The sequence below is a fragment of the Streptomyces sp. NBC_00536 genome, from assembly GCF_036346295.1.
Lineage (GTDB): Bacteria > Actinomycetota > Actinomycetes > Streptomycetales > Streptomycetaceae > Streptomyces.
In genome coordinates, this window is sequence record NZ_CP107819.1 from 6,370,740 (window position 1) to 6,385,127 (window position 14,388).

Genomic DNA, 14,388 nt, shown 5'->3' on the forward strand with positions numbered 1-14,388 from the left:
CAAGCCCGGCATGCGACGAGAGAGTTCTCGGCCACTGTGCGTCGGAGGGTCCGCCTGGGCACGGAACGGCTGATCGCAGCGCTCGTACAGCGGAACGAGCACTACCTCTTTGCTTCGGGAGCAGGCAGGGGGAGGCCGCTCGCACGTGAACTGGCACATCTGGTCTCTGACGCCCTGCGCCACAGCTGTGTTCGGCGTGACCAGCGCGACAGGTGGGCTCGCAGCGGCCGCAGCCCTCTTTGCAGGCGGGGCCACGGTCAGTGGGGTGAATCGGGATCAGGTTGCCACGGGACCGGGAGCCGAGGTGGCCTCCTACTCCTGGTCTCCAGAGCTCATCTGTGGGAAAGGGCCAGACTGGGGCAGTGCGCTGCAGGAGGTGTCAGGCGGCAGGCCCGGTGTAGAAGAGCACCGGCCCCTCCAACGCGGCGCGTGCTCCGTCGAAGTCGGCCAGTCGAGCGGCGACCGTTGCCACCGCGAGGCGCTCCGGCAGTGCTGCAGAGAACTTCAGGCCGTGCACTGCCCGATGGTCGACATCTGGCAGTACCAGTGCAGCACCGCCATCGGCGCCGTCCCGAGCCGTACGCCACATTTCGGGCGTCAGATCCTCCCGCAGCCGTACGCAGCAGTCCGTCGGACGCTGGATGGGGTCGGTGATCAATGGGAGGGTCGCCGCCAGCGTGGCGTTCGTGCGGTAGCCGGCCCAGGTCCACCAGCGCACGTCGGTTCCCAGGCGAGTGATCAGGGATCCGTCAGGATCGACCAGTTGGGGGGCGTCCTCTTCGCGCCATTCGAGCAGGCAGACTTCGGCCCGCCGGGTGAGGGACACCGGAGGGTCTGCGCCGAGGAGTACGTCGCGCATCGCGCGTGTCAAGGCGTACGACAGGCCGGCGAGCGATCCGCTCGACCATTTGGCGACACCGCCGCTGTCGACCGGCTCGACGAAGACCCGCTTGCGCCCCCAGTCGACGAACGTCACCTGCCAGCTGCGCCCGCCGAGCAGCAGACGGCGTGGCCCCGGCCTCTCCTCCGTCAGTACGGAAGGATCGGTCTGCCCGATCTCGGTGCGCCCGGACAGAACGGTGAACTGCGGAGGCGCGGTGAACGAGGCCGTCAGCTCGATGAAGTGCCGTCGGCCGAAACGACGTTCTGCCTCGGGGCCGATGAACAGCATTCCGCTGTCCTCGTCGAGGAAGCCCTCGCTGAGGAGGTGACGCAGGACCGGAGCCGCCGAGCGGTCGAAGGGGGCGAGCCCGTTCCACATCTCCTGCCACAGCTGGTCGCCGATGCGGTGCTGTTGGAGTGTGGCGGCGAGCAGCTGCTGCGCGACGAGATGGCGCGGCTCCGGCGGAGGGGTCACCGGTTCGACCCAGCCGCGCCCCCAGAGCAGCAGGAGGGCTGCAGCTTGGAGCAGGGAGTCCTTGCCGGTGGCGAGGAGAAGACAGTTGCGCGTGCTTCCTGGGCGCCTGCCCGTACGGCCGATGCGTTGGAGGAAAGACGCCACTGTGTGGGGCGAGTCGATCTGGATGACCCGGTCCAAGTCGCCTACGTCGATTCCCAGTTCCAGCGTGGAAGTGGAGACGATGACGCAGTCGCGAGCCTCGGCGAAGGCCTGCTCCGACCTGGCTCGCTCGTCAGCCGACAGCGAGGCGTGCGAGAGGAACACCGTCACCTCGCGCGCCCGCAATGCGGCCCCCAGCTCCTCCACCTGCCGCCTGGACTCGCAGAACACCAACCGCTTCTCACCGCGGTGCAAGGTGGCGATGAGTTTGGAGGCATTGTCGAGGGACCCTACGTAGTCCAGCTCCACCTCGCCCGCGGGGCGCGTGCTCGCGGGCGAGGTGCCGGGCTTTCCGGCAACAGCGGGCGCGACGACGTGGTCCGGGGCAATGACCCGTCCCGGGCGTTTCCCCGCCCCGGAGCCCTGCAGCCACGTGAGGAGCTGCTGCGGATTGCCAACGGTCGCAGACAGTCCGATGCGCTGGATGGGGCGGCCCGTGACCTGCTCCAGCCGTTCCAGGACCGCCAGGAGGTGCCAGCCTCGGTCGTCCCCCGCGAAGGCGTGCACCTCGTCCACGACGACCGCCCGGATGTTGCCCAGCAGGTGGGCGTGGTCGGTCTTGACCCCGATGAGCATGGCCTCCAGCGACTCGGGAGTCGTGAGCAGGATGTCGGGCGAGTCCGTACGGATGCGTCTGCGCTGCGACTCCTTGGTGTCTCCGTGCCACAGCTCGGCGCGGCGGCCCAGCCATTGGGCGTACGAGTCGACACGCGTGACCAGGTTGTTGAGCAGGGCCTTGAGCGGGCACAGGTAGAGAACGGAGGTACCGGACCAGTGCTGTTCGGACATGGCGGAAAGGATCGGCAAGCAGGCGGCCTCGGTCTTGCCGCCCGCGGTGGGCGCGAGCAGCACCGCATCCTCGCCGTCCATGAGGGGATTGATCGCGGCCCGCTGCAGCGGTCGTAGGTCGGGCCAGCCGAGGGTGTTCACCACATGGTGAAGGACGACGGGATCGAGGCGGTCCACCGGGTCTGCGTCACCCATTACACGTCCAGGTCGATGTCGTCGGCCGATCCCGCGGCGGCGAGGTTGCGTTCCACGTCCGTGAGCTCGCTTCTCGTCACCGTAAGGCGGTAGTGCTGACGGGGATCGAAGTCCTCGAACTGGTCGACGCGGTCAAGGACGTCTCCGACCAGCTTCTTCAGGAACAGCCGAGGCGCCACACCGACCTTCCCCCCGAGGGCTCCGCCGACCGCCCGGGCGAGGTCTGCGACGTACGCATCGTCGGCGAGCGTCTTGACGCGGTAGGGGGAGCCGGCCCCCTCCGCGTAGAGGTCCCGGATGGTCACCCCGAGCTCGACCAGTGACTCCTGCGTGAAGCCGGACAGCCGCAGCTGGACCGCACGCGGATTGTCGAAGCGCGGATCGGTGGTGAAATCGGTGGCGAGGCGCTGGGCGAGCGGAGCCAGCCGTTGCACGCCCTGCTGTCCGTCGTAGAACGCAGGAGTTCCGGTGATCACGAGGTAGAGGCCGGGGAACCGGCCGGAGTGCACCTCGTCGATGAGCTGTCGAAGGGCATTCAGCGCCTTGTCCCGGGCGTCCGAACGGACGCGCTGCAGGGTCTCGACCTCATCCAGGACGACGAACAGACCCTTGTGCCCGGAGTCACGCAACACCGTCAACAAGCCCTGCAGGAAGCCGAAGGCCCCGAAGTGGTCGAGGTCGCCCCGGACGCCGGCGGAGCGCCGGGCAGCCGCCGCCACGTGCGGCTGGCCGCCCAGCCAGGCCAGGACGGCCGCCGCCGTCGCCTCGTCACCCTCGGCGAGGGCGGACCGGTAGCCCCGCAGCGCCGTGGCGAAAGACGGGGCATGCCGGGAAACCTCGGCCAGGCGCGAGGTCAGCAGCATCTCCACCTCCTGCGGGAGATCCTCCTCGTCGGCGCCGGACGCCAGGACGTCCTCCTCCAAGGCGTAGAACCACGCATCCACGACGGGCCGGAGCGCGCTCGGCGGGAAGCTCGCCGTGGTCAGCCGCTCCGTGAGGCGCCGGTAGACCGTCTCCAGCTTGTGGAGCGGGGTCTCGGTCTCCGAGACCTGGATCTCGGCCACGGCGAAACCCCTCCGCTTGGCCCGTTCTCCCAGCCACCGCGTGAAGAAGGTCTTGCCCGACCCGTACTCGCCACGCACCGCCTTGAACACCGACCCGCCGGAAGCGACGCCGTCCAGCTCGGCGTCGAGAGCGGACTCGAACCGGTCGAGGCCGGTGGCCAGGAGGTCCAGTCCGCTCTCGGGGACGGCGCCACGCCGCAGCGCGTCGATGGCGGTCCGCCGACGGGCGGCGGAGACAGAAGTGGGGCGAGGCTCGATCACCCTTTCAGTCTCCCATCCGCCGCGGGTCGGGCCCGTTGACCGGGGTCACTTCTGGCGCAGGCTCCCGTAACCCAGGTTGGTCGTCAGGTAGGTCACGAACTCGCCGCTCTTTGCAGCCTTGTCCGGGCCCCACCCGCGCTCCTTCTGGAAGTTCTCGAACTGTTCCAGCAGGGAGTTCCAGAGGGATTCGAGCTTGGCGGGGAGCGGGAAAACATCTTCGCGAGCAGAATTGTTCAGGAAGTCGGGACGGTTGAACACCCTGCCGACCAGATCGGTGGCTCCGAGCATGGCGAGGTGGAAATGGAGGTTGGTGTACTGAGAGCGTGAGATAGGCTCCGGACGCGTCTGCAGGAACTCGTCCACTTGCCTCTGCGCCTTGGACAGCCACAGGTAGACCGGCAGTTCCGTCTTCTCCGAAAAGACGCGCCGGTAGTCTGCGTCCGACTTCAGGAGGCTCGACGGGCGAGCCCGTGCGTCGTCGGGACGCCCGAGAGCCATCGCCATCACGGACTGGGCCAGCAGCGGAATGCTGACGATACGGTCGGTGGTCTTGCCCTGATTGCGGTAGAAGTTCTTGCGGCGGTCGTAGAACCACTCGTGTTCCAGGTAGTACGACTCGATCTGGCGCTGAATGTCGTCGGTGGCGCGCAGCGACGCGACCGGAACCGACGTCTGGCGGTTGGTGGCCCGGATGACGGCGTCGCGAGCGGCCTGGTCCGCGGTGACGAGGATGCGCACCTGCACGAGGCGGCTGAAGACATCGTCGGACGGTTCTGTGCTGTACCGCTCGCGCAGTGTTTCGTGCAGCGTGTAGGACGTCTGGAGACCGTTGACGATCTGTACGTCCGACAGGCTGAGCCGCTTCCCGATGGACGTCGCCTGGGAGCAGACGATGGTGATGCCGTTGTTGAGCCACCAGAATTCGGGTGCGTCCGGATTCAGGAGGGAAGCGGTGATCTCCCGATTGACCTCGACGTTCCCCTGGTAGTCGCGAACGTTCCAGTCGAAGATGTGCGACTTGATCGTCCCGGAGTCATCGCTGAGGAAGTCGATGTAGTCCCCGAGGGCGACCAGGGCGACGTGGCTGGTGCCGTGGGTGATGCTCTCCATGTAGGGGAGTTCCAGCGTGTACGAGGGCAGGGTGCTGGCGCGCTTCCACAATTCCGCCGGACCCAGAAACTCGACCTCGCCCGTAGAGACGGCGAAGGCATTGCTGAACTGGGCCTCCAGGAGCTTCGCCTTGGCCTGAACCTTGGGATGGACCTCGTTCGCCTCGCCGCGCGTCACATAGGAGAACTTGATCAGCACGGTGGGGTGCCGCTTCAGCAGTCGCTGCAACGCGTCCTTGAACAGCCTGAAGCGGGCGATGAGGTCATCGGCGTACAGCACCTTCAGGGCCGACTCTTCAGCCGAGAGGTCGAGCAGGGTCGAGCAGGTCGATGCCACCTTGTCGAGGGCGACTTCTGAGAAGGTGGCGCTCGTTTTGGCCTGGACGAGCCACAGGGTCAGCTGCGTCCCCGACTCCACGTTCGAGGCGGCGGAGGAGTCGTGCAGGATGTCGCTGTCTTCGTGCAGCAGCCGGTTCCCAAGGAAGACGTAGACCCCGTCGAGCCCACCGTCGTCGGAGCCGCCAATGACCCCGGCTTCCACTTCCTCCTCGGACAACCCGAAGCCGTGGAGCGCATGCTCACAGGCGAACCGTTCGAAGGCGGCGTCGAAGGACAGCGGAACCGTACGGGAGTTCCGCCACTCCTCGACCATCTGGTTGATCAGGACGCGGTCATTGGCGCTCATGCATTCCTCGGATCATCAGTGCAGCTGCGTACAAGCCGTCAGCCTAGATCGAATTGCATGCGAAGAAGAGCGGAATTCAGCCGAAGGGTGCGGCCGTCCGGCAAGGTTTCCAGCACTTGGACGCCGTCGTAGTTGAGCAGTTGGCGCAGGACCGCGGCGAAACCGTCCGCCCGGGCTGCGGGATAGTCGACGCGTTGTGCCACGGCGGTGACAGGAAGGGTGCCACCCGCATCGAGAAGAGCCCGAACGGCCCTCTCGACCTTGTCCATCGGTGGCTTGCGGGCGAGGAGGCCCACCTGGTCGTTGAACGCCTCCGCGGTGAAGAGCGCCGCGACGAGGGCATCGTCGGGAGACACCAGGGTCGGTGTGAGGAGGGCTTGTTCGTCCTCACCTGCGGGAACCAGCGCGACATCGAAGAGGGAATCGTGGGTCTGGGCCAGCTCGGCCTGGGCCTTCGTCGGCCTCTGTCGGCTGTGCCGCTCCAGTGGAGCAGGCGATGCGGGGGCAGGGAGGGCTGCATGAGAGGGCTCCTGACCGTCCAGGAACCACCACGCCGGCCGCTGATCGCCCAGCTCGCGCCAACTCCCCGGCGGTGTCGCACCAAAGGGGAGGAAGGCGAGCACGGGGATGGTGAACTCACGCAGGGACGCGCCCCCGTGATAGCCCGCTTTGAGCGCGGTGTAGCGCGAGTCCGCGTCCCACAGCGCGACGATCGAGCCGCCCGCTTCGGGCCAGATCACGCGGGGGCCCGACAGCGCCACCTCCGCCTCGGCCAGAGCGCCACCGGGCGCCCGGTGACGCGCCGAATCCGGGGCGGCCGCATCCACCTTGACACCGCGCCGGTCCACGACGTGGCCGTGGTCGCTGGTCAGGATCACCGCCATGCCCTGGGCGGCGGCCACCCGCAGCAGATCGCGCAGACGCCCTATCTCGTCGAGGCGCCAGGCCCCGTCACCGAGCTTCTGCTCCTTGGCGAGCCGGTCGTCGATGGTGTTCAGCACGACGGCGACATGCGTCCGCCCGTCGCCGAGGGCCTCGGTGAGCGCCGGGCCGAAGGTGTCCCCGGATCCCTCTGCACGCAGCTCATCCTTGTGGAAGACGGCGGCCGGTGCCCCGCCCCAGAAGGCGTGAGCCGGGAAGAGCTTCTTCTCCTCCGCCTGGGTGCCCTTCGTCAGCCTTCCCGCGAACAGGGACGTACGGCAGACCGTCGTCAGCGTGGGCAGAGCCGCGGCCATGGCGCGGCGGCGCGGGGCCCCCTCGTCCAGCGGATCGAACTCGGCCCATGAAGCGCGCAGTTCCTCGCCCAGCTCACTGGCGATCGGCGCGCTCATCCCGTCCAGGACCAGCAAGAGGACGCGGCGGTCCGTCCCGCTGCGCACGACCGGCTTCACCACCCGGTCGAGGAACGTCTCCACGGTGAGCATCGAGCCGGGCTGGGTACCGGCGGAGGTCCAGCCGGCCAGTGCGCGGGCGAAGTCGCCGTCGATCTCGCGCCGCTTGCGGCGCACCTGCTCGCCGAGCTTGTCGTACGCCGACTTCAGTGCGGGATCCGGATCGCCGCCCGCTTCGACGTGCTCCAGCGCCCGGTCCACCCAGCCGGTCTCGGCGATATGGCGCTGCAGGGCATCGGCCAACGTGTCCGACGTGACGGCCGGGTCACCGGCCAGCCACTGGGCCAGGCGCTGGCCCATCCGGGCCCGTTCCACCCGGGCCCGGGCCTCGAGCCCGTCGGCCCGCCGGTGCTCGCCCAAGGCGTGTACGGCTTCCGAGACGACGAGGGGCTGCCCCGCGGCAAGGGCGCGGCCCACTGCCGCAAAGCGTGCTTCCAGGCCCGCCGCGAGCAGCGAGCTGGCTTCGGCAGCGTCTTCCGCACCGAACTGGCGGACTAGTACGGACGCCCGGTCCAGGACGGTGTCACTGAGCCGCCGGGCCTCGCGCACGGCCTCCGAGTCACCGCCGGGACCACGGGCCGCAGAGGTGAGCAGTGCGGATACGTACTCCTCGGCGGCGAGCCCGAACCGGGACACGAGGAGGTCGAGCTCCTCACCCTTGGCGAGGGGCTGCTCGCCGAACCACCGTTCGGCTCGGCCCCGGGCCGTGTAGGCGGCGGAGTCCGCCTCGCAGTGGACCCACAACGCTGCACAGACGAGCCCGAAGGCCACCGCATCCGCGCCGTGGTCGGCTTCGACGAGCGCGAGGAGCGCCCGTCCGGCGAGACCGGCCTGGTCCTCCTCGCCGAGGAACGCGGCCAGCCCGGCCCGCTCCGGCCGGCGCAGCTTCAGCAGGAGTTCGGGTCCGCCGGCCGACAGGGACCAGCCGAACAGCGTGTGCGTGTCCAAGGTGTCACCGCTCGGCGCCCTGCCCGTGGACTCCGATTCGTTGTCGTACCTGCCGAGCCGCAGCCGGCGCAGGGCCAGGGAGGACAGGGCGGTGCGCCGGGAGAGCATGCCGCCCGCGACGGGCGGCCAGCCCCCGCCCTTGGGCGGTGTGGCGTCGAGGAGGGCCTCCGCGGCCCAGTTGGATTCCTTGAGCCGGGGATCGACCTGCTGGGCACGGAACGCGTCGCGGACGACGTCCCAGCTGTCGACCGTGTCCACGCGCTTCTTGTGCGCCCGGGCCAGGATGGCGGGGTCGAGCTCGTTCTGCTCGCGGTCGGTCAGCACGACGAGTACGGCCGGTCCGGGCGCCTTGCCGTCGAGGTGGTCGAGCAGCAGCTCGTGCACGGCCAGCGGTGAGGGCGCGGGTGCGATGCGCGCGGTCAGCCCGTCGCCCCACGCGGGCTCGGCCGGACCCTCCCACTGGGGAGCCGAGCGAAGCAGCACGGCACGGCGCCGGCCGCTCCCACCCAGGGAACCGGTGAGGGAGCTCTGGGAGGACAGGTACTGGGTGACGGTCGCGAGGTTCAGTCTGACGGCGACGGTGGGGGAGGCGACACTCATCGGCCGACGACCCGCCAGGTGATCTCGATCGTGGCGCCGGGCTCGGCGGCGGCCAGCTCGGCCAGCTCGGCCTGGAGCTCGGCCACGGCGCGCGAGGCCGTCGTGGTGCGGGCGCCGCTGGTGCGCTGCTTCTGGGCCGGGGTGGGGGAGACCGGCTGCGGCCGGTCGTGGGGAACCCGGGGATCGCGGGTGGGCGTGTCCAGCGGGACATCGGAGGGCCCCGGGGCGGGAGCCACCGGCGTTGGGGGAGAGACCGCCCGGTTCCGCTTCACCAGGGCCAGGACCTCGCGCTGGGTGCGTACGAGGGCCTCCTCCAGCTTGTCCGTCCGCTGGTGATCGCTGCGGGCCACGTTGCGCAGGGAGTCGAGGAGCGCCTCTCCCTCCGGGCCCTCGGCCGAGGCAAGGTCCAGGGTGCTCCAGGAGGCCGTGGCAAGCGCTTCGGCCACCTTCCGGGCCTGCTTGACCGACGTCCCGTACTGCTCGGCGGTCATCGGGCCGAGGTCGAAACGGGCGAGGGCCTCTACCGTCTTCTTCGCCCCGGCCGCCCCGTGACCGGCCGCGCCGGTCACCTCCTTGAGCAACTCCACGGCCCGTCGGGCGAGTGCGAGGCGGCCCGTCTCCGCGGTCTGGTCGAGGTGCAGGAACCCGGCGTGCTCGTTGAGCCGCTCGGCCAGTTCGGCGGAGGCCTCCTGGACGCCGCGGGCCTGGTCGGCGATCTGCCGGGCGAACTGGTTGACGATGCGTCCGCGCAGCAGGGTGGGCGCCGGCAGGCCGAAGACCGTCGCGAAGCGCTGCCGGGCCGACTCCCAGTCCTCCGGGGAAGGGAGCGGCTGACTGCGCAGGGCGTCGCGGTCCTTGATCTGGGTGAGCTCCGGAGCCGGGTCGAGGGGAGCGCCCTCGCGCACCCAGACGCGGTCGTCCATCTCGGCGAAGGCCGCCACGACGAGCCGCGCGAGGAAGTCGGGCAGTCCGCGCGGAGCGGGCTTGTCGGTCCAGTCGGTGAGCGTGATGAGAGTGAGGTCGCCGGTGACGCCCTGTTCGCGGGCGAGCTGGCGGAAGTGGTCCGCCCAGTACGGGGACAGCTCGAAGTACGCCTCCTTCTGCTGCCCGAGGCGCAGCGGCCCCGCGATCCGCTTCATCAGCGTCCGGTCGGCGGCCGGGACCTCGGTCCGGCCGTCGCGCGCCTCGGCTGCGGCCCGGAGGTGCGTGAAGACCCGCTTGGCGTCGGCGGGCTTGACGACCGTCCCACTGTTCTCGGGGTCGAGGTCCGGGTGGTCCGGGAACTGCGTCGCGAGCAGCTTGCCGGCGATGTGCCGGATGCCGTCGCGCAGCGACTGGCCGAAGGAGAGAGTGAGCCCGTCGACCTCGCGCAGTGATTCCAGGTGGTCGCCGAAGCCCAGCTCCACGTCCGCGGGCTTCTTCTCGGCCAGACCGTAGGCCTGCTTGAAGGCCGCCTTGACGTTCTTGAGCAGGGATTCGCGCTGGGTCTCCAAGAGCCCCTTGGCGCGGGCGCGGTTGTCGGCGTTCAGATGGCCGGCGTACTGGCTGTCGAAGCGCTGGTCGTCGGCGAGGGCCTTGTCGATGACCACGAGCCGGCAGAAGTCCGCGTACCGCTGGCTGGAGAGGTGGGTGGGCAGCCAGGCGACGGTGCGCGACCGCTCGCCCTGCTGCTTCTCCCGCAGGCGCTGGATGCGGATGGCGTCCTCGCGGGGTCCGTACTCGCCGTCGTCGAAGGGGAGGTCGATGGCGATGCGCCAACGGCCTTCCTCACGGGGCATCAGGTCGTGGTCGGGCAGCTCGTCCTCATCCGCCATGTTTCCGAAGATGACCTCGACGGCGCGGCTCGTGCCGCGCCAGACGAACTGCAGCTCCTCGACCAACTGGCCGTGGGTGACGTCGAGTTCCTCGGAGAGTAGGCGCTTGGCGAGGGCGAGCCGGTTGCCCGGGTTGTTGTTGACGTTGGCGTTGGCGATGACGGAGTCGACGTCCACGCCGGAGAGCTCCAGACGTACGCCCGGGTTGGTGTCGGTGCCGGTTACCTTGATCTCCGGGAAGCGGCCGGCCCAGTCGTCGACCTTGTTCTTCAGGATGCCGTACTCACGGCCGGGGATCGGGGCGACGACCGAGCCGTAGTTGAGCGCGGACAGCCTGCGGATGGTCAGGTCGGCGAGGGCGGGCACGCTCGGCGCGAGCGCGGAGAGCAGGAGGGTGCCGATGATGCGGTTGTCGCCGACGAAGGTCTTCACCCGGCCCCGCAGAGCCGCGTCGGTGATGCTCTCGGGCCGGTGCGTGTACTGCTCGATGTCCTCCTCGGAGACGTTGTACGTGGCGAGGAGGAAGGGCCGGAGCTTCGTCCGGTACAGCTTGTCGGCGGCCTCGAAGACGACCTTGAGGCTGTCGGTGAACGGCTTGTCGCCACCCGCGGTGATCAGCGGGTATAGATCACCGACCGGGATCAGGTCGCCCAGGCGCAGCTCGTGGCGATGGTCGGCGAGGAGCTGGCCCATCAGCTTCATACCGGTGCGGTTGCGCTGGAGCGCGGAGGAGACGTGGACGAGGGTGTCCATGAAGGCCGGGGAGAAGGGGTACGTGAGCCGGAAGCTCTCCTCGTCGGCCCCGACGCCGTCGGCCCCGCGGTCGGAACCGAGGAGGGTGTCCCACACCTCCTGGCGGACCTTACGGGTCTTCTCGAACTCGGCGTTGATGAGCGCGGCCGACGTCCCCCCGTCGTCCTTGGGCTGGAGCAGGCGGGCGTGCGCGACCTGGGGGAGGTTGCGGTCCTCCAGGGTGATCTTGTCGAACCGGCCGGAGGCCTGGTTGAGGGTGTCCTGGATGGAGGACTCGGCAGCTCCGGACAGCTCCTCGCCGACCAGCTCGCGCAGGTCGCGCTGGCGGGCGATGAACGACACGATCGGAATGGACCGGCGGGCGTCGGCGCCCTCCACGAAGTTGGTGATCTTGCCGGCCTCGCGGGCCACGAACTTCTGGTCGTGGATGAGGGTGGCCAGCCACAGGATCAGCTCGTCGAGGAAGAGGATCAGGCCGTCGTAGCCGAGCGACTTGGCGTGCTCGGCGATGACGGACAGGCCGGCATCGAGCGAGATGAAGCCGTGCTCGTTCTCGGTGGCGTTCTGCGTGAAGCCGGGCAGCAGGTTGGTGCTGGCGTCCTGGACCAGGCGGGCGCGCAGCTCCACCGGGGTGGAGGGGGCGACGAGGTTGAGCGCGTACCCGGCCTCGTGGATCTCCTCGGCGGCGATCGCCGTGTCGAGGAGGGCAGGGGTCCAGGCGAAGGACTCGCCCCACTCGTCGTCCTCGTCCGCCGCCCCGCCGACGGTGGCGAGCCCCTTGATGACGGCCTCGTCGCCCATCCGCTCCCGCATGGCGCGGATGTCCGCGAAGAGGGAGTCGGTGCGGTAGACGCGGGGGGTCGGGGCCTCGGGGTGGAGCTTCTTGACGTGGCTCACGTAGGTGCCGAGGACCCGCTGCTCCAGGGCCTTGGCCCCGAGCATGTGGTACGGCACGAGCAGAAACTTCTTGCCGTCCGCGGTCAGCCACTCGTGCTTGGTCAGCACGGAGTCGAAGTCGGCGCGGTGGTGGGCGGCCGGGCTTCCGCTGAGCAGGGCGTGCAGCACGGCCATGAAGTGCGACTTACCGGAACCGAAGGAACCGTGGAGGTACGCGGCCTTGGAGGTGTGACCGTCGAGGGAGGCCTTGATGAGCCCGAGGGCCTCGTCGAAGTTCTCCAGCAGCCGCTCCGTGACGACGTAGTCCTTGAGCGCGAGCTCGGCACCCTCGGGGGTGGTGGCCTCGGAGAGCTGAAGGACGAAGTCGGACGTGGAGATCGACTCCTTGATGTTGATCACATCGCGGAGGAGGGGCGGCTGCTGGGCCATTGCGCGTCTCGCTCACCTTCTGACGGCCGTCGCCGTCGCTGTCCGTGCCGGTACGGGTACCGGGTCAAGGTCCTCGGGACATTGTCCGGCATCATCGCTGGTTACGGGGCTGATGGGCGGAAATCCCCCGCGGATCAGGATGGCAGCGGGCACTGACAACGACGGGGCGCGGGGCGGGTGGCCCGCTCAGCCGTTCGGACGGGGCGCGCGGCTGCGGGCGTTCACCTCCGCGAGGCGGGCCCGGAGGGCTTCCAGGGAGCTGACCGGCTCGGTGTCTTCCGGTTCCGCGTCCCACTCCAGGCCGCCGGCGAGGGGGCGGAGCCGGAGGTGGGGGCCGAGGCGGTCGGTGACGATGCCGAGTCGGTTGTGGTGGGTGTCCCGGACGGTGTCGCCGATGGCAGGGACAGGGACTGGGGCGTCCGTCACGTGGAGGCGCCCTTCGTGATCACTTCCGCGAGGGCGTGGGCCACGGGCGCGGAGCAGAGGCCGAGGTGCACGAGGGCGTAACGGGCCTCGTCGGCCCAGGGGGTACGGACATCCATGGCGGGCAGTTGGATGCCGGCCCGGTGGAGGGCGGTGGCGAGGGCGTCGCGGGCGTCCATGGCCTCCTTGACCTTGAGCTGGTTGGGGGTGGTGGGGCGGGAGGTGGGCATGGCGGACTCCTTCGGCTGGCTGTGCTCTGGATTCCCGGACCTGAGGGCGCGGGGTGGATTACGGTGCGTAGCCCGGGCACTACGAGCATGCATCCGCAGGAGGCCGGCGACACCGTGGGCGGGGGTGTGGTTCCCCGGCCCGGAGCGGTAGTTCCACACCTTCCACGGAGATCAGGGAAGGGAGCCGCGATGCCGCCACGGCGGGTCGTTACGGGCCGGAGCCAGGAGCCGCGGCAGCGGTTCGCGCAGGAGTTGCGGCAGCTGCGGACGGGCAGCGGGGCGAGCCTGCGGCAGCTGGGGGAGCGGCTGGGGTGGGACTGGTCGCTGTTCGGGAAGATGGAGAAGGGCGAGACCCTGGGCGGTCCGGAGGTGGTCCAGGCGCTGGACCAGCACTACGGGACGTCGGGGATGCTGTTGGTGCTGTGGGAGCTGGCGCGCGGGGACAAGACGCAGTTCAGGGAGCGGTATCGGCGGTACATGACGCTGGAGGCCGAGGCGGTGAGCCTGTGGCACTTCGCGGTGAGTGTGTTGCCGGGGTTGCTTCAGACGCCTGGGTACGCAAGGGAGTTGCTGGCTTCTGGTGGATTCAGCGGAGCAGAGCTGACGCAGCAGGTAGAAGCGCGGATGGGACGGAGGGGCCTGCTGGAAGGGGAGGGGGCGCCACCATTCCGGACCATCCTTTCCGATGCCGTGCTCAGAACGGCGCTGCAGGACGCGGGGGAGTGGCGGGAGCAGTTGGAGCACTTGGCTCAGCTGGCGGAGGCGCCGACCCTGACGATTCAAGTGCTGCCGGAGAAAGCCGGGTTGCACGGACTTTCGACCACCGATGTCATGTTCCTCCGTCTGCCTGACGGGCGTACCGTGGCTTACACAGAGAACGGCTACCGGGGCGAGCTCATCGAGGAGAACGCGACGGTGGAGCGCTTGCAACGTGCGTACGATGCGACACGTGACCTGGCGCTTTCCCCGGCCGAGTCGCGGAAGTTCATCCTGCGCATGTTGGAGGAAGTGCCGTGCGATCCATCGACCTGACCGCCGCGACGTGGCGCAAGAGCAGCTACAGCAACCAGGACGGCGGCCAATGCGTCGAGGTCGCCGACGGCTTCGCCGCCATCGTCCCCGTGCGGGACAGCAAAGACCTGCACGGTCCGGTGCTCGTGTTTCCGGCAGGCGGTTGGTCGGCCTTCGTCACCGCCGTCAAGGACTTCCAACTGCCTAGCTGAGGAACGACCACATCCAGAC

At 69.3% G+C, this 14,388-nt stretch carries 9 protein-coding genes; 2 read left to right on the plus strand and 7 right to left on the minus strand.

The annotated features are described in order from the left end of the window. Window positions 1-379 precede the first annotated feature (379 nt). The 7 genes from OHS33_RS27755 to OHS33_RS27785 form a co-directional block, all read right to left on the minus strand. A complete protein-coding gene (locus tag OHS33_RS27755; RefSeq protein ID WP_330333129.1) occupies window positions 380-2,542 on the minus strand; it encodes a DEAD/DEAH box helicase in 2,163 nt (720 codons plus the stop codon). Continuing rightward, a complete protein-coding gene (brxD, locus tag OHS33_RS27760; RefSeq protein ID WP_330333130.1) occupies window positions 2,542-3,867 on the minus strand; it encodes a BREX system ATP-binding protein BrxD in 1,326 nt (441 codons plus the stop codon). The genes OHS33_RS27755 and brxD overlap by 1 nt, the downstream gene beginning before the upstream one ends. A gap of 45 nt (window positions 3,868-3,912) precedes the next feature. Then, window positions 3,913-5,661, minus strand: a complete 1,749-nt coding sequence (locus OHS33_RS27765) for an AIPR family protein (protein WP_330333131.1) — start codon at window positions 5,659-5,661, stop codon at window positions 3,913-3,915. A 38-nt stretch (window positions 5,662-5,699) separates the two neighbouring features. Beyond that, the gene (gene pglZ / locus OHS33_RS27770) at window positions 5,700-8,600 is read right to left on the minus strand and encodes a BREX-2 system phosphatase PglZ (RefSeq protein ID WP_330333132.1); all 2,901 of its coding nucleotides are present in this window, start codon (window positions 8,598-8,600) and stop codon (window positions 5,700-5,702) included. Continuing rightward, window positions 8,597-12,493, minus strand: a complete 3,897-nt coding sequence (pglY, locus tag OHS33_RS27775) for a BREX-2 system ATPase PglY (protein ID WP_330333133.1) — start codon at window positions 12,491-12,493, stop codon at window positions 8,597-8,599. The genes pglZ and pglY overlap by 4 nt, the downstream gene beginning before the upstream one ends. A 186-nt stretch (window positions 12,494-12,679) precedes the next feature. After that, window positions 12,680-12,919: a hypothetical protein gene (locus tag OHS33_RS27780; RefSeq protein ID WP_330333134.1), complete on the minus strand. Its 240-nt coding sequence runs from the start codon at window positions 12,917-12,919 to the stop codon at window positions 12,680-12,682. After that, complete coding sequence (locus tag OHS33_RS27785) at window positions 12,916-13,146, minus strand: hypothetical protein (protein ID WP_330333135.1); 231 nt, start codon at window positions 13,144-13,146, stop codon at window positions 12,916-12,918. Before OHS33_RS27785 ends, OHS33_RS27780 begins: the two co-directional genes overlap by 4 nt. Before the next feature lie 189 nt (window positions 13,147-13,335). On the opposite strand from OHS33_RS27785, the gene OHS33_RS27790 reads away from it, so the two are divergent. Together OHS33_RS27790 and OHS33_RS27795 are read left to right on the plus strand one after the other, a co-directional pair. Continuing rightward, window positions 13,336-14,178, plus strand: a complete 843-nt coding sequence (locus OHS33_RS27790; protein ID WP_330333136.1) for a helix-turn-helix domain-containing protein — start codon at window positions 13,336-13,338, stop codon at window positions 14,176-14,178. After that, window positions 14,160-14,369, plus strand: a complete 210-nt coding sequence (locus OHS33_RS27795; RefSeq protein WP_330333137.1) for a DUF397 domain-containing protein — start codon at window positions 14,160-14,162, stop codon at window positions 14,367-14,369. Before OHS33_RS27790 ends, OHS33_RS27795 begins: the two co-directional genes overlap by 19 nt. Window positions 14,370-14,388: the final 19 nt, after the last annotated feature.